Annotated in this window: 11 protein-coding genes; 6 read left to right on the top strand and 5 right to left on the bottom strand. The window is 48.5% G+C overall.

The features are described 5' to 3' along the window. Positions 1–144 precede the first annotated feature (144 nt). On the top strand, positions 145–8718 hold the full coding sequence (locus M977_RS22830; protein WP_064519166.1) for a glycoside hydrolase family 94 protein: 8574 nt from the start codon (positions 145–147) through the stop codon (positions 8716–8718). A gap of 167 nt (positions 8719–8885) precedes the next feature. On the opposite strand, the gene M977_RS22825 is transcribed toward M977_RS22830, so the two are convergent. Next, positions 8886–9575: an RES family NAD+ phosphorylase gene (locus M977_RS22825; protein WP_064519164.1), complete on the bottom strand. Its 690-nt coding sequence runs from the start codon at positions 9573–9575 to the stop codon at positions 8886–8888. Then, complete coding sequence (locus tag M977_RS22820) at positions 9575–9979, bottom strand: MbcA/ParS/Xre antitoxin family protein (RefSeq protein WP_064519161.1); 405 nt, start codon at positions 9977–9979, stop codon at positions 9575–9577. Before M977_RS22820 ends, M977_RS22825 begins: the two co-directional genes overlap by 1 nt. Positions 9980–10578: 599 nt before the next feature. Between M977_RS22820 and M977_RS22815 the strand changes: the two genes are divergently transcribed. Beyond that, complete coding sequence (locus M977_RS22815; protein ID WP_064519159.1) at positions 10579–10941, top strand: hypothetical protein; 363 nt, start codon at positions 10579–10581, stop codon at positions 10939–10941. Between the two features lie 528 nt (positions 10942–11469). Here the strand turns inward: M977_RS22815 and M977_RS22810 are convergent. Continuing rightward, a complete protein-coding gene (locus M977_RS22810; protein WP_064519157.1) occupies positions 11470–11760 on the bottom strand; it encodes a Bor family protein in 291 nt (96 codons plus the stop codon). A 270-nt stretch (positions 11761–12030) separates the two neighbouring features. Between M977_RS22810 and dbpA the strand changes: the two genes are divergently transcribed. After that, positions 12031–13404, top strand: coding sequence for an ATP-dependent RNA helicase DbpA (dbpA, locus tag M977_RS22805; protein ID WP_064519155.1), 1374 nt, complete (start codon positions 12031–12033; stop codon positions 13402–13404). A gap of 45 nt (positions 13405–13449) precedes the next feature. Here dbpA and gap read toward each other — a convergent pair whose 3' ends face one another. Further along, on the bottom strand, positions 13450–14451 hold the full coding sequence (gene gap / locus M977_RS22800; RefSeq protein ID WP_064519225.1) for a type I glyceraldehyde-3-phosphate dehydrogenase: 1002 nt from the start codon (positions 14449–14451) through the stop codon (positions 13450–13452). A 190-nt stretch (positions 14452–14641) separates the two neighbouring features. On the opposite strand from gap, the gene cybB reads away from it, so the two are divergent. Next, complete coding sequence (cybB, locus tag M977_RS22795; RefSeq protein ID WP_064519153.1) at positions 14642–15172, top strand: cytochrome b561; 531 nt, start codon at positions 14642–14644, stop codon at positions 15170–15172. A gap of 62 nt (positions 15173–15234) precedes the next feature. Here the strand turns inward: cybB and M977_RS22790 are convergent, their stop codons facing one another. Further along, complete coding sequence (locus M977_RS22790; RefSeq protein WP_064519151.1) at positions 15235–16233, bottom strand: glycosyltransferase family 2 protein; 999 nt, start codon at positions 16231–16233, stop codon at positions 15235–15237. A 413-nt stretch (positions 16234–16646) separates the two neighbouring features. Between M977_RS22790 and M977_RS22785 the strand changes: the two genes are divergently transcribed. Together M977_RS22785 and M977_RS22780 are read left to right on the top strand one after the other, a co-directional pair. Then, positions 16647–16916 carry a hypothetical protein gene (locus tag M977_RS22785; protein ID WP_064519149.1) on the top strand — a complete coding sequence of 90 codons (270 nt, stop codon included), beginning with the start codon at positions 16647–16649 and terminating at the stop codon, positions 16914–16916. Positions 16917–17214: 298 nt separating this feature from the next. Next, positions 17215–17490 carry a metal/formaldehyde-sensitive transcriptional repressor gene (locus tag M977_RS22780; protein ID WP_064519147.1) on the top strand — a complete coding sequence of 92 codons (276 nt, stop codon included), beginning with the start codon at positions 17215–17217 and terminating at the stop codon, positions 17488–17490. Positions 17491–17507 lie beyond the last annotated feature (17 nt).

Here is a 17507-nt window from a genome sequence, read left to right as displayed (position 1 = left end):
AAACGAACAAAATTTAACCTATACTTTATAGAAGACTCTTGCAGCTGTTAAATCCCTGATGCCTGACACCCCATCCTGAGAGAACGTTTCTGATCTGATTGAACAACTGCTCCTGTGCGTTCACATCGCCTGATGAGCAAATTCATGAAATTAAACCTTAAACAGTGGTTTACCGCGAGTAAGTCACTGGAATTGCATCCAAAAACCCCTGATTGGTTGGGCACTGAGCCTGCGAATGAAAGTCCTATCAAAGCTGAGCTATTTTCTGCGGCCCAAATGGAACGGTATGGCCAGAAGTTGGCGCGTTCCCATAAATTATCGACCACCAAGTTGCCTTACTACTTACTCAAGCGCCTGGAAGATAATGAAGCCATCATTACCCGTAACTGTTACCTGCTCAATGCGGGAGAAAAGTCAGGGATTACGCCCGCTGGCGAATGGCTGCTGGATAATTACTATCTTATCGAAGAACAAATTCGTGTGGTTCGCCATCACTTACCCAAGAATTTTGGCAAGGGTTTGCCGCCGTTAGCCGCACCACATAATTGCCCGCGTATTTATGACATTGCCTCCGAAGCCATTGCCCACGCCGATGGCCGTTGGGATGCCGCCAGTCTGACAAGCTACATTGCAGCATACCAACAGGTCACGCCGCTAACACTCGGAGAGCTTTGGGCACTGCCGGGAATGTTGCGCCTGGCGCTTATCGAGAATTTACGCCGGGTCAGTATCGAAGTCGCTGACGCGCAAGAAGAACGAAACCTGGCCGATGTCTGGGTTACGCGTATTTTTGAATGTGCCGAGAACACGCCAGCAGATTTGATTATGGTGATTGCGGATATGGCTCGTTCGCGCCCGCCATTGAGCAGTGCCTTTGTGGCTGAGCTAGTTCGCCGCTTGCAGGGGCGGGGGAATATGCTCTCTTTGCCGCTGACCTGGGTTGAACAGCGCCTTGCTGAAACAGGCGTCACCACCGATTACCTGATTCACCGCTTCAACCAGCAACTTGCTGCCAGCCAGCTATCGGTTAGTAACAGCATTGCCGGTTTGCGTCTGCTAAGCGAAACCAACTGGGCAGACTTTGCCGAAGCCATGAGCCTGGTCGAACAGACATTGCGCCAGGATCCCGGTGGTATTTACCCGGCTATGCATTTTGATACTCGCGACCACTATCGGCACATTATTGAGATCTTAGCCCGGCACAGCCACCACAGTGAACCAGAAGTCGCGCGTCACATTCTGGAGATGGCACAGTCAGATGGTAACCATGTTGGTTATTATCTTATTGGGGAAGGGCGCTCGAAACTGGAGCATCAGCTTGGGGCCAATACGTCTTGGGTCGTTCGACTGCGCCACAGCTTTAATCAAATTCCGCTGCTTTCATGGCTCGGTAGCCTGGCCCTGTTGACCACCGCACTTACCGCCGACGTTTTATCTCATACACACGAACAAGGTATGAACTGGCCGTTGGCGCTTCTTGCGCTGCCGTTGGTAGTGCTGGTTAGTCAGTTAGCGATCAATTTACTCAGTGAGGCGACGACTCGCTTTCGTTCGCCGCTCCCGCTGCCACGTATGGATTTCTCGACTGGTATTCCGGCCGAGTTTTGCACCATGGTTGTTATCCCTTGTTTGCTTACCAGCCGCACGGGGATAGACAAGCTGCTTAATAGTCTGGAAGTGTGTTACCTCGGTAACAATACGGCTAATCTGTACTTTGCTTTGCTGACGGATTTTGCAGATTCCCCAGATGAAAACTCGCCGGAAAACGCCGAGCTTCTGCACTGGGCTGAAGCGCAAATGCAGAATCTGAACCGCCGCTATGCTTCCGTTTCCCAGCCGCTTTTCTTCCTGCTTCACCGCACGGCGCAGTGGAATGAACAGCAAAACGTGTGGATGGGTTATGAGCGTAAACGCGGCAAATTGTCGATGCTCAATAGTTGGTTACGCAAACCTGCAGAACAGTTTTCCGAAGTCCACAGCAATGTAATTAGCCCGCCTGCGGGGGTGAAATATGTCATCACTCTGGATAGCGATACAGTCCTGCCGCGCGATACTGCCCATAAGCTGGTCGCAACTATGGCGCACCCGCTTAATCATCCGGTCTACGATCCGGTAAAACAGCGCGTCGTCAAAGGGTACGGTATTTTGCAGCCTGGGCTTGCTGAAGAGATCCCGCGTAACGGGCAGGGGCGCTATGCGGCTATGTGCAGTAACGTGCCGGGTAACGATCCATATTCGATGATGTCATCGGATATTTATCAGGACCTGTTTGGTGAAGGCTCGTTCGTCGGCAAAGGTATTTACGATATAGATACTTTTACGCAAGCCACGCGCAATACCTGCCCGGAAAACCTGGTGCTGAGTCATGATTTACTGGAAGGGTGCTATGCCCGTTCGGGTTTGCTCAGTGAAGTGCTGCTTTATGAACAGTACCCCAATAATTACCTTACCGATGTGGCAAGGCGTACCCGTTGGATACGCGGCGACTGGCAACTGCTGAACTGGCTTAAACTCAACCCCAGAAAAGCGGATGGTACGCGTGGCAAAAACCCGCTAACTACGCTTTCTCGCTGGAAACTGCTGGATAACTTGCGTCGTAGCCTGGTCGCGCCGTCATTTCTGGTGCTGGTGTTTTGTACCCTTTTACTGGTTCCGAACCCATTTTACTGGATATGCGTATTGGCCGCGGTGTTGCTACTTCCTACGGTGCTGGTTATCGCCCAGGATATTCTCAATAAGCCCGCTCGGCGGCCATTCTTGCAGCATCTGATTCTGGTGTCATCGGGCGGCCTTAAACGCCTGATGCGCATTGGCCTCGGGTTTATCACATTGCCTCATGAGGCCGGTTATTCGCTGCATTCCATTGCGGTGACGATATGGCGCCTCGGTATCAGCCATCACAATCTCAACCAGTGGGCCAGCTTCGACCAGAGCACTGAGAGCGCAAAAGCGTCGCCAATGCGTTTTTATCGCGCAATGTGGCTCAATGTTGTTGCCGGTTTGGTACTGATTGCGCTCGCGGCATTCCTGGCCCCGATGATGCTTTTTGTTGCGCTACCAGTCGGCGTGCTGTGGTGTCTCGCTCCATTATTATTAAGCTGGCTGAGCCGTGAACCTGCCCGGGCGTCCATCACGTTTAATGCTGAAAACAAAAGCCTGCTGCGCCAAAGTAGTCGCGAGATTTGGGCCTTTTTTGAAACGTTCGCTACGGAGAAAGAAAACTGGCTCCCGCCGGATAATTACCAGGAAATTCCCCAGCCGGTGATCGCACATCGCACATCGCCAACAAATATTGGCTTGTCGCTGATGGCTAACCTGACGGCGTGGGACTTTGGTTATATTCCGCAGGGTGAAATGCTGCAACGCATCACGTTGACGCTCGACACGCTGGATAAAATGGAGCATTACCGCGGCCATTTATACAACTGGTACGACACGCGTACCCTGGTACCGCTGAATCCGCGCTATATCTCAAGTGTCGACAGCGGCAATATGGCCGGACATTTACTCACCCTCAGCGCTGGGCTAACAGGGCTGCGTAACCGGCCAATACTGAACACTAAGCAATTACTGACGGGCCTCGATGACACATTACAAATCCTCGAGAAAGCCTGGGGGCAACATGCCCCAACATCACTGCGCCAACTTCGCAATCACTGCAAAACCGCTGCAACACTCCATCCGGCGTTACTATTTCCTGAATTGAAAAACATGCGTGCGCAAAGTAATCGCCTTCACGCACTTTGCAATCATGAAGAGGGGCGCATCCGCCGTTGGGTGGATCATCTCCAGCGTCAGTTAGTACTTATCTGCCATGAATGGACGCATTTTCTCAGTTGGCTTCCTGCCAACTGGCAGGGTGAAACGCTACCAACGCTTTCCTGGCTGGCGCAGGCCAAACATACCGGCGAAGGCAGCCCTTCAGAATCGGTGATCCGCCAGGCACGTACACGTCTGGATATTATTACCGAGCTGGAACAGCGCCTGACTGAGCACGCGCGCATGGACTTTGTCTTTCTATATAACGAGGTCACCAGCCTGCTCAGCGTGGGTTATAACTGCGACAATAACAAGCTCGATAACAGCCATTACGATTTGTTGCCTTCGGAAATTCGTCTCACCAGTTTCCTGGCGATTGCCACTAACCAGTTGCCGCTGAAAAGCTGGTTTGCGTTAGGGCGGCTGTTTACCACCATTGATAACGAAACGGCGCTAATGTCGTGGAGTGGATCAATGTTCGAGTATTTAATGCCGAACCTGGTGATGCCGACTTATCCGGGAAGTTTGCTGGAAGAGATGAGCCAGTCGGCGGTCAAACGCCAGATTGACTGGGGTAAGGAGCGGGGCGTGCCGTGGGGGATTTCAGAGTCGGGTTATTATTCCTTTGACGCGCTGCAAAATTACCAGTACCACGCTTTCGGTGTGCCGGGCCTTGGTTTGCGACGGGGACTTGCAGATGACATGGTCATCGCCCCGTATGCCACCATGATGGCACTGACGGTTTCGCCACATAAAGCCTGCGAGAACCTGCTGAAGCTCGAGAAAAATGGTGCTCGTGGGGAGTATGGTTTCTATGAAGCGCTGGACTACACGCCTTCGCGCCTCGCCAGTGGCCAGATGTATGCCGTGGTTCGTTCATGGATGGCTCACCACCAGGGTATGGCGTTCCAGGCACTTTCCCACGTGTTGTTGGGTGCACCTATGGTCGACCGATTTATGACCAGCCCGTCATTCCAGTCGGCTCGTTTGTTACTACAAGAACGGGTTCCTGATGCGGTCGAGTTGTACAGCCCGCGTCGCCATTTCGAATCTCACGAAGGGGTTCTGCAACCGGTTCAGTATGAAACGCGTGAGTTTACTGACGTAGACAGCCTGATCCCTGAAGTTCAATTGCTGTCGAATGCTGATTATCACCTAATGGTCAGCCAGTCTGGTGGCGGAGACAGTCGCTGGAAAGATCTGGCGTTAACCCGCTGGCGCAGCGATGCAACCTGCGATAACTGGGGTGCATTTTGCTATATCAGTGACCCTGTCACCAATGAAGTGTGGAGCAATACCTGGCAGCCACTTGGTGAGCCGGTCAGCCAGTACGATGTGATATTTACCGACGCGGGAGCCGAGTATAAATTGCTGGCGGGAACGGTCAGTGTTAAAACGCAGATTGTTGTCTCACCTGAAGACGATATTGAGCTGCGACGTGTCACGCTACTGCATCGAGGGCGGCAAGCGCGCACCATTGAGCTGACGACTTACGCAGAAGTAGTGTTGGCGCCGAATGAGAGCGATGTGGCCCATCCGGCATTCAGCAATTTGTTTATTCAGACCGAGCTGTTACCCGATCAGCACGCCATTCTCTGCCACCGCAGGCCTCGCGCTCCTGATGAGGTTTGCCCGTGGATGTTTCATACCATGGTGGTACATGGTCAGGCCCCTGGCGACACCTCATTTGAAACCGACCGTGCAAAATTCCTCGGCCGGGGAAGAACCCCGTCCAATGCGGTTGCAACGATACAAAACGGCGCGCTCAGTAACAGCGTTGGGCCTGTGCTCGACCCGATTCTTGCCATTCGTCAGTCTGTCGTTTTACAACCCGGATTGCCCGTTACCGTCGATATTATTTACGGCGTGACGGGAAGTCGCCAGCACAGCCAGGCGCTGATTGAGAAATATCACGACCACCCGATCGCCGATCGCGTATTTGAGCTGGCGTGGTCACATAGCCAGATAGTATTGCGCCAGATTAATGCCAACGAAGATGACGCAACGCTCTTTAACCGCCTCGCCAGCGCGGTGCTTTTCCCAGGCCCCGAACTGCGAGCGGATGCCAAAACGCTTTGTCGTAACCGTCGCGGGCAGTCAGGCCTGTGGGGTTGGTCTATTTCAGGCGACCTGCCGATTGTGATTCTTAACATCACCAGTGATGAAAGTATTTTGCTCATCACCACGATGATTCAGGCGCACCATTACTGGCGTTTGAAAGGGCTGGCAGTGGACTTGGTTATCCTTAACGATAACCCTGGCGGCTATCAGCAAGAGCTACAAAATCAGATAATAGAGTTGATTATGGCCGGATCTGAAGCCAGCCAGATAGATAAATCCGGCGGCATTTTTGTGCGCAACGGCGAACATATGTCGGCGGAAGACCGACTTTTACTACTGAGCGTGGCGCAAATTGTGCTCGATGACCGGGCAGGCGGCCTGAAAGAACAGCTTAACCAGCGCCTCCAGGCAACCATTCCTGCACAACCGGCCTTTACGCCACGCCTGGCGATCCCCGCCAATCAACACGATCCGTGGCAGCCAGATACCCGTGCGCTGGTGTTTTTCAACGGACGCGGCGGCTTTTCGGAAGATGGACGCGAATACCAGATTACGCTGGGTGAAAACGACCAGACACCTGCACCATGGGCCAACGTGCTGGCGAACGCCAGTTTTGGCACCGTCATTTCAGAAGCGGGCCAGGCGTATTCCTGGTATGAAAATGCACACGAATATCGGCTCACACCATGGGAAAACGACCCCATTAGCGATCGTTCTGGTGAAGCGTACTATTTGCGTGACGAAGAAAGCGGTGCGGTTTGGTCACCAACCACCTTGCCGGTACGCGGCAACGGGCACTATCTTTCCCGCCACGGCTTTGGCTACAGCGTTTTTGCACACCGTGAAACTGGCATCGATACGGAGTTGACGATACTGGTGGCAGAACATGCCCCGGTAAAAATCGCCATTCTGACGCTCAGCAATACTTCAGGGCGCACCCGCAAAATATCCGTGACCGGTTATGTGGAGTGGACGCTGGGTGAATCTCGCAGTAAATCGGGTATGCATGTTGTGACTCGAGCGTCGACAACCGGACGCGGCTGCGGCGTGTTGGCAAATAACTTCTACAACAGCAATGGGTCGGAGAGAACGGCATTCTTCGCGGTGACGGGGGTGCATTGCTCAGTCACGGGCGACCGTCGGGAATTTCTTGGACGCAATGGTTCACAGCGCGACCCGGCAGCCATGAAGCTACGCACCTTGTCTGATAAAACGGGCGCGGGGCTCGACCCATGCGGCGCGGTTCAGTCTGCTACTACGATGATTGATGGGGACCAACGGACATTTATTTTTGTGCTGGGTATCGGGCAGAGTCCGCATGACGCGGAATCAATGATTAACCAGTATCTGAGTGAAGACGCCGCGCGCGGTGAGCTGGCGAATGTTCACAGCCACTGGCATCGCATGCTCGACAAAATCATCGTTTCTACCCCGGACCCTGCGGTTAACTTACTGGCTAATGGCTGGCTGCTTTACCAGACCATCGCTTGCCGCCTGATGGCTCGCAGCGGTTACTACCAGTCTGGTGGCGCTTTTGGTTTCCGCGATCAGTTGCAAGACACATTGGCTCTGAGCCATGCCGCGCCGGAACGGCTGCGCGAGCAAATTTTGCTGTGTGCATCACGTCAGTTTGTTGAAGGAGATGTTCAACACTGGTGGCATCCACCATTAGGGAATGGAGTTCGCACCCGTTGTTCTGATGATTATCTTTGGTTGCCGCTGTCTATTTGCCACTACGTTAAAACCACCGGCGACATCGGTTTGCTCGACCATCGTCTGGCGTACCTTGAAGGTCGTGAATTACAGCCAGGAGAAGAGTCGGCCTATGAACAACCGGTTATCAGCGCGCTTGAAGAGACGCTCTGGCAACACGGCGTAAAAGCCATTCGTCACGGATTGCGATTTGGTCAACATGGTTTGCCGTTGATGGGCGCGGGCGACTGGAACGACGGCATGAACCTCGTCGGGCTGGAAGGCAAGGGCGAGAGCGTCTGGCTTGGATTCTTCCTCTATGATGTTTTGCAGCAATTTGCGCAGCTTGCCGAACAAATCCACGACGATGAAATTGGCGCAATGTGCCGTCAAGAAGCCGCAAAACTGCAAATCAATCTTGAAGCTGCGGCCTGGGATGGTGCGTGGTATCGCCGGGGCTATTTTGATAGTGGAGAAGCTTTGGGTTCGCAAAGCGCAAAAGAGTGCCAGATAGATGCTATCGCCCAAAGTTGGGCTGTGTTATCCGGTGCGGGAAGTGCGGAGCGGTGTGCGCAAGCGATGCAGGCGCTGGACTCACGCCTGGTGGATAACGAGGCTGGGCTGATAAAACTTCTTACCCCGCCATTTAACGGAAACGGGCCTAACCCCGGCTACATTCAGGGTTACCTGCCTGGTGTGCGTGAAAACGGTGGGCAATATACTCACGGAGCAATATGGGCGGTGATGGCATTTGCCCGTAGCGGGAATATCGAGCGGGCCTGGCAGCTATGGTCGCTGATTAACCCGATCAATCACGGACTTACTGCGGATGCCATTGAACGTTATAAAGTTGAACCGTATGTAATGACGGCAGATATTTATAGCGTTGCGCCGCACACCGGGCGGGGTGGCTGGAGCTGGTATACCGGTTCGGCCGGTTGGGCGTATCGGTTAATCATTGAAACATTGCTGGGTATTCAACGCCATGGTGACTCAATCACCATTCACCCATTACTGCCACGCGACTGGCCTTATGTAAGCATGGTTTATCGACATAGTTCGAGTGATTATCAGATAAATGCGCAGCGCGGTGAGGGCGAATATCAGGTCATGCTGGATGGAGTATCGCAGCCAGGAAATATTATCCCGCTGATGGATGATGGGCAGCGGCACGTTGTAGAGATTAATTTAGGGACAGAAATCTAATATTTTCTAACACAGAAGAAAGCTGCTAGCGGCTTGTCGCTTAAGTTACAGATGAGCCACAAACAGAACCATACTTTTACGACAGTTCAAAAGGATACTACTCATTTCAGTAGTATCCACTGAAATGTTTACCGAAAAAATGGCGCAGGCAAACCAGCGGTTTTCAGTTATTCACCATATAGCTGAATACTGAGTACGTTTGTAATGGCGCTTCCATTCCAGTGATACTCTAAATGTTGCGCCTGATGAACATGAGTAATCAGGCAAGGTCGATAGAGTACATAGCAAAAATGCTCTGTATGGCGAACGGAGCGATAATGGATACCGTCCACGTTTTGGGACTTCTGAGTCTGAGCAAAGGCTTTTGCCTGGCTGTAATCCGTGGCGTGATAGATAGGTGAGGAGAGGAACGGTTCGCTTGTAATATCAGACAAGGTTGCGTCAAATGTAGTTAACAGAACGCGCATCTGCACTTTCTGTGCAGGCTCGCAGGTATAACCTAATACACGCTCCTGGTGGTACACCGTTTCTTTGATAGCGGTATCTAACTTAGGAGCACAATAGTAGCCGCCAAAATCATCAGTGGTAAATCGTGCTCCCTCCGGATTTAAATGGGTGAATGCCGCCATTACATAACTGCTTCCATGAATACCCACCAACCAATCGTGTTTTGGTACCAATGATAACTCTCCGGCCTCTTCTTTTAACCGGTCATTGGTCATTGCCTCTATAGCCCAAACAGCCTCAAGTTCGTCGGTGCTAGCCACGTCCTCATACAAATCAATTGTTGGATAGCGACTTGGGATTATCCGATAGGCTTTCTCCCCTTCGAACTTGGTTAGTGGCGGCTCTTGCATTAAGCCATTCCCCCACGCCATGCATGCAGCCGTTTGGCAACCTCATACAGGTCGGCCACTCGGCCACTTTTCATCACATCCATTGCTGTACGTCCAGCAAAGAAAGGATGGCTATTAGGTTTGCGCACCCAGCCATAAATACTGTCGTCAGCTGTAAACAGCAATCGCAGACACTTATGAATATTGAGGATGTAGCTCATTCGTTCCTGCATGTCCAAGGTTAGACGAATTCCCCCGTTAGACTCTTTGTATTTGTTCAATGTTGAACGCGATGAAATACCCAGTAATTTCAGCTGTTCATCAGAATTGCAGTGCCATTTATCCAGAATGCGAAACACCACAGGTAGCGCTTTGCTGGGGTCAATGGCGCCATTTAGATGGTCTTTCTGTACTGTGTTAGCCATATGTCCTCCTCTATAATCTGTGCCAGCTAAAAACTGAGACATGAGTTAACTTAATTACAAGCATAGAGGAATTGTTCATATATGTACAATTAAGACGTAGCTAACCGCATGTGGAAGCAATACCTCGCATAGACATTATCTGCCTTCAGAGTCGCAAGCTAAATTTGGTAGCCATTCCATAGGTGATTCCCGTTCGGTATTTTTCCAGTGAGAGGCATGGCTCGCAGCTTTTAGCATGTCCTACTGTTCGAATCTTGTATGGAATGACGGCCTATACACGGGCAGGTATTGATGCCAGGAATTATGGCGATGAGAGATAATTGCCAAATAAACAGAAAGGCTTAAATATTTTATGGATATACTTTTAGGGGAAAACTAATTACTTACGAGTTTTATACTGCTGAGTACAACATGTTATTAACAATAAATTAAAATATAGATACCGCAAACTAGTATCAAAATTAATATTCACGCACAGTTATAATTGGCGTGATTGAATACGATTTAATACAAATATAAAAAAACCATTTCAAAATGTGTAATCAATAAGCGGATTCCTATATACTTCGAGCCCTCTAATTTAAAATAGCTCTGGGATCATGAAAAAAACACATCTTATTTCTTTAGTCGCAACTCCACTTGCATTAGTGCTTTGCGGGGTTTATTGGCTCAACTGTGCTCCATCCTATGTAAAAGATGCAGAGGAGCGGGTGGGTTCTTATCTCAGCTATTCCTACGGGCCGACGACATGTATGAGTGATGAGAAAGAGGTGAATGCATGGGCTATGAAATGCCAGATAGCATCAGGTAAGAAGGATTTAAATTACACCGTTTATCCTGCTGAGAAAGCACCAGAAGGTTCATCCAGAACATTTTATATCGTTGCCGAAGACGCAGCCGCTAAACAGAGCGCAAAAGCTGAGTTAATGGTCTATCTCAATATCAACACGCACACTAGTTAATGTATTGATATTTTAGATAATTTTTGTGAAATGGCAATGTGTCAGTGGTGGGGTTTTAGAATCAGTACAATATTATAAATTGAGGTGATTTAACTTAGGTCACCTCAAGTAAGTCCCTTCAATTTGATCGATCAAATAATGAAAGTGTGCATATTTATCAAATGTATTGATAATTAGCATCAACCAAACTAGCACGACAACAACAAGAATTGCTGTTGCTATTTTAAATCCCCATGTCATTGAAAATTATCTTCTTATTTATTTTTATACTATTGCCTGATGGTATCATTTCGGCATGTTATTATTTTGTATTAACCATATCAACAATGTTTAATATCGGTGCATATACCCAAAATAATTCAAGATGCAGGATAAAAGGCTTCAGCCTTTTGAACAGCGCTTGCGCTGGCCCCTTTGGGGCGCTGTAAACAGCGTTCAAATCTGCTCCAGGCAGATTTGTCAGGTGAGTAAACGTAGCCAACGCACATGCAACTTGAAGTACGACGGGTATAACACCGGCAAGGGTATTTATTTAGAGCAATATACGCGGGCATCACGAGGGGTATAAATCCCCAGAGTGATAAAGCCCAGGAAACCGTCAGCAAATGTCTGCTGCACTTCAGTGCGAACAACTTTATCAGCGCCACCACATACAGCTGCAGCATCAACAGTTTTTGTTTGACCAATTCCGCTAACAAAGAAATGGTGTGTAGTGGTTTGCTGTGGTTTCTCAGCAATATCCTTGTTAATCGTAAATGTTTGCTGAGCACAGCCAGATAAAACCATAGAAGCAACAACCGCTATCATTAACTTTTTCATAAATACCTTATTTTAATTATGGTTACCATAAACAGCCTCGCATTGTATATGTGGTTATTAAATCCGACTAGCAATGCTTAAGAATTATCTCGGGTATCGTTTGATTTCCGTTTATGTTCCAAACAAACAGTGGGGCCGACGTTTACCCATGGTCGCTTTATGATTGAAAACTCCAGCGCTATTTTGCCTGAAACTGCCGCCTTGCCACCTCAAATCTGCTAAGATGCGCGCCAGACGCTGTCTGACAGCCCATTAATTGAGAGTATAACTGTGACATCTTTTTCTACCCTAAACGTTCTGCCAGCAGAACAACTCGCCAATCTCACCGAACTTGGTTACCACACCATGACGCCTGTTCAGGCGGCTGCATTACCCGCGATACTGGCTGGGAAAGATGTCCGTGCTCAGGCGAAAACCGGCAGTGGTAAAACTGCGGCCTTTGGCCTTGGTTTGTTGCAACATATTGATGCGAGCCAGTTTATCACTCAGTCGCTGGTGCTATGCCCAACGCGTGAACTGGCCGATCAGGTGGCCAAAGAATTACGTCGCCTTGCGCGTTATATGCCAAATATCAAGGTGCTGACGTTATGTGGTGGCCAGCCATTTGGTGCCCAGCGTGATTCATTGCAACATGCGCCGCATGTTATTGTCGCAACCCCAGGCCGTTTACTGGATCACTTGAAAAAAGAGACCGTTAAGTTAAACGCTTTGCAAACGCTGGTGCTGGACGAAGCCGACCGTATGCTGGATATGGGCTTTGCAGATGCAATTGATGAAGTCATTAGCTATGCACCACAGGATCGCCAGACGTTATTGTTCTCTGCGACCTGGCCTACCGCGATCGCCGCAATCAGTTCCCGTGTTCAGCGTTCCCCGGAAACTATCGAAATTGATTCAGTAGACGAACTGCCGTCTGTTGAACAGCAGTTCTACGAAATCTCACGTAGCGGCAAAATCAGCCTGCTGCAAAAACTGCTTAGCAAGCATGAGCCCGCGTCTTGCGTAGTGTTCTGTAATACCAAAAAAGATTGTCAGGCCGTTTGTGATGCACTGAGCGAAAGCAATCAAAGCGTGCTGGCGCTGCACGGCGACATGGAACAGCGTGACCGCGATCAAACGCTGGTGCGTTTCGCCAACGGTAGCAGCCGGGTGTTAGTGGCAACCGATGTTGCGGCTCGTGGCCTGGATATCAAAGCGCTGGAAATGGTCATCAACTACGAACTATCCTGGGACCCGGAAGTTCACGTTCACCGCATCGGCCGTACTGCGCGTGCGGGGGAAAGTGGTTTAGCTATCAGTCTTTGCGCGCCAGAAGAAGCACAACGCGCCAGCGTGTTGGCTGAAATGCTGAACTTGTCCCTGAGCTGGCAGCCTGCACCAACCGGTGGCAGCATCAAACCACTTGAAGCGACAATGGTGACGTTGTGTATTGATGGTGGCAAGAAAGCGAAAATGCGCCCGGGCGATATTCTTGGTGCGTTGACTGGTGACATGGGGCTGGATGGGGCGGATATCGGTAAAATCGATGTGCACCCAATGCACGTTTATGTTGCGGTTCGTGAGTCTGTTGCACGCCATGCGTGGAAACAGTTGCAACAGGGCAAGATCAAAGGCAAATCAGTTAAAGTGCGTTTGCTGAAATAAGTCTTTAAAACCTCTCCCTGCGAATCAGACAGGGAGAGGGATCTGTTATTCCTTCGCTACCGCATCCAATACACGTACCAACTGCGTGACAAAACCGTATTCGTTATCGTACCAGGCCACGGTTTTAACCAATTGCAAATCGCCAACTTCGGTAACTTCTGTCTGTGTTGCATCAAACACCGAACCAAAATTCGTGCCGACTATATCGGACGACACAATCTCCTCATCGGTATAGCCAAACGATTCATTGCCCTCAGTTGCTTTTTTCAGCGCTGCGTTAATTTCCTCTACCGTCACCTTTTTCTCAAGAATAGACACCAGTTCTGTTACTGAACCAGTAAGTGTCGGTACACGTTGCGCGTGCCCTTTGAGTTTGCCTTGCAGTTCAGGGATCACCAGACCAATAGCCTTTGCAGCACCTGTGGTATGCGGAATAATATTTTGTGCCGCAGCACGAGAGGCTCGTAGATCATTACCTCGCGGGCCATCCACCAGTGATTGTGTACCGGTATATGCATGGATAGTAGTCATGGTGCCAACTTTAATACCAAAGTTGTCGTGCAGCGCTTTCGCCATTGGCGCCAGGCAGTTAGTGGTGCAGGAGGCGACAGAGAGGATTTTATCTTCTGGCGTAATAGTGTTGCAGTTAACGTTAAAGACGATGGTTTTCATATCGCCAGCGGGAGCGGAAATCAGCACTTTCTTCGCACCTGCGTCCAGATGTGCGCTGGCTTTCTCTTCCGAAGTATAGAAACCAGTGCACTCGATAACGATCTCAGCACCCAATTTCCCCCACGGGATATTTTTCGCCTCTTTTTCGGCATACACCGCAATGTTCTTACCGTTGACGATTAACGCACCGTCAGTGTAATCCACTGTTCCGTCAAAGTTATGATAGCTGGAGTCATGCTTAAGCAAGTAGGCCAGCACTTTTGGCGAGGTAAGATCGTTGATAGCGACAATTTCAACTTCGCTTTTAGTTTCAAGAACACGGCGTAATACCAGACGACCAATGCGACCAAAGCCATTGATACCGATTTTTTTCATGATATGAACCCCACTTTTAATCATCAGGAATTGCTCAATCCTTAATCAACTCTAGTGATAGTTCATAAACCGAGGTGCCGCAAACAGGTTTTGTTAGGGGGGATGTTAGATAATTTCACCAGATGTTAATGATTTTCTAAGAATTAGCCGCTATCCTGGAAAAATCATTGTGACTAAGCAGGACACCCTAATGCGCAGCAAATACACCTCGTTACAGATAACACTTCATTGGCTGGTTTTTTTATTGATAGTGGGGGCATATTGCGCGATGGAACTGAAAGGTTTTGCACCGCGATCGTATCGTCCTGTCTTCAACGCAACTCATGTGACTTGTGGGATCAGCGTGTTCTTTTTGATGATTGCCCGCTTGCTGATACGCATTAAATATCGCGCACCAGCAATTACTCCAAAACCGCATCCTGCTATTACGGGAATGTCCCATTTGGTGCACACGATTATCTATCTGATGTTTATTGTGTTACCGATTCTCGGCTTTACAACAGTGTACTTTAAAGGCAGTGACTGGTCGGTGTTTGGCATTCCTATGCCGCATGCGATTGAACCTGGTGAGGATATGGAATTTACCATTAAGAGCTACCACGAGCTTATCGCTAACATCGGTTACTTTGTGATTGGCATTCATGCATTTGCCGCACTGTTCCACCATTATGTGTGGAGAGACAATACATTGCTGCGCATGATGCCAGGTAAAAAGGGCTAAATTCAACCGAGTTGGCCCTGGAAATCCAGAATGGTTGGAAGGGCCAACTCGCATAGACTAAATTATTTTTTTCTTATTCTTACGATAGTATTTAGATAAACAGGAAGAATGAGTATTTGAATTTTACGAGAGAGCTTGAATTCGCTTATAAAAGACATTAATGCCTTTCGCAATGCTCTTTGTTCTGACAGCGGAAAATTTGCCTGTTTATTTTTAACCAGAGTGTATTTAATAAAATTAAACACCCTCTGCATGGTAGGGAAAATAATTTCTTTTGCTTCAGGGTTCTCTTTTGAAAGAGATGATAGTTTGGTTGCAACATAAACCAAATCAGAAATGTCTTTTTGCCTGAAAGTTTGGGTGATGCTTTTTTTGTGAAAACGGTACCAGATAAGTGATTTGTTAACTCCAAAAATGCATTTACATTTTAAATACAAAGCGGGGACAGTGCTCATGTCCTCGTATAGCCTTCCATTTGGGAATTCAATATTGTTGTCCAGAAATAACGATTTTTTGTAAACCCTGGCCCATGGATACCACTTGGAACGCTGAAATGCAGGCTTCAATTGTTCGACTGAAGAGATATGCTTTTTTCCAGAAAAAACTGCACAATCAATATGTTCGACTATGTTCGATAGTTCATTCTCAAACTGTTCAGCATTAAACTCGATGATATCAATCGATGAATCGTTAAGAAGAGGAGGAACTTCACACCAAAATTGTCGATCATAAATATCATCAGAATCCAGGAGTGAAATATATTCTCCGGAAGCTATGCTTAACCCTTTATTTCTGGCCGCAGATAAACCAGCGTTGTCTTGATTAATAATGATCAAGTTTTTATCAAGATAACGGTGCCCGACGTTTTTTATAACGTCACTGCTATTGTCAGTCGAACCATCATTGACAACGATGACCTCCATATCACTTTGGATATTAGGGAGGACGGATTCAAGACAATCTTCAATAAATTCGGCAGAGTTGTAGCATGGGATGATAATACTTAGTTTCATCAATGTGTCGAAGCTCGCTTTTTGTTCTTCTTTAAAATATTGCCACATTTTAACACTTCTTGGTTTACGCCGCATCCTAACCATTAGTTATTGGTTGCGTTAAGGAATAGATCTTCATTTTCCAAGATTTCACGAAAGAATCGATCCTTTATACCGATAAACGAAGTGATAGAACTTCGCCAGTTAGCCGCCATACTGCATGGAGGGATGAGAGCGGCTATGACGTTAGCGTTGCACGCACGCAAAAAGATGTGGTGCCGACAGATGGCTCAAACGAAGTAGGGTGAAAGCAGATGAACCTTGCAGTTAGCTATCCCAGTATTACTTCATATTTTGCTGGAATTGATCAACTAAAATGCAAATATGTGAGCAGTTGGATGCGAATCCGCAGGCAGGTATGTACGCAATTAATACCGGTCTGTATGTTGTTTAATCACATATTCCTCAATGTGGAGCACCAAATGCCGGATTATTGTTTTTTTCAACAAGGTAAACAAACCGTTGTATTAGAAAGGTCTGACTCGGACAAAACAGCTCGGTTGACTGAACAGGGTTACGAAAAACAATTCGAAGAGGTCAGTGCTATTGATGAAAAACACGCGCTTGCCCGCTTTGCTGATATCCGCAGGGAAAAGCGAATAGACCAGCATAATTTTTTAGCGGGCGCTATAGCCATGCCCCTGATAGGGATTCTGACGGCAGTTGCTATTAATCTCTTTCGCAAAAAGTAGCAGATCATAAATCCCGTTGGTGTTATGACACCGGAACAGCCACAACACCAACGGCTACTTTTTCTCATCTTCTTTCTTCCATTCGTACCATTCCTCAGTGAAACAATCGCTCTGCTATGATTCCATCGTGGTTTAAACATTCGACTTGTTGACGTATTTGCAGACTGACATGTATCAGCGCTGATTCACGTGCGTGTTTATTCTTGAACTTAATTCTTTGTTATTTAACAAAAATAGAAATTCATCAATATTTCTGAAAATAGTGTACCATACCCCCCTATAGTATCAGGAGGTCAAAATGCCACATTCACCTGAAGACAAAAAACGCATTCTGACTCGCGTGCGACGCATACGGGGCCAGACTGAAGCAATAGAGCGCGCCCTGGAAAATGGCGATCCGTGCATCGCCATTTTGCAACAAATCGCAGCGGTTCGCGGAGCGGCGAACGGCCTGATGGGCGAAATGATGGAGATCCATCTAAAAGACGAGCTGGTCGCGGGGGAAACCTCTGAGGATCAGCGTGCTGTACGTATGGCAGAAGTCGGTAATTTAATTCGCTCTTATCTAAAATAAAATCACTCCCACCTGAC

The organism is Buttiauxella gaviniae ATCC 51604 (genome assembly GCF_001654835.1).
Lineage (GTDB): Bacteria > Pseudomonadota > Gammaproteobacteria > Enterobacterales > Enterobacteriaceae > Buttiauxella > Buttiauxella gaviniae.
This window is presented reverse-complemented; position numbering and strand designations above follow the sequence as displayed.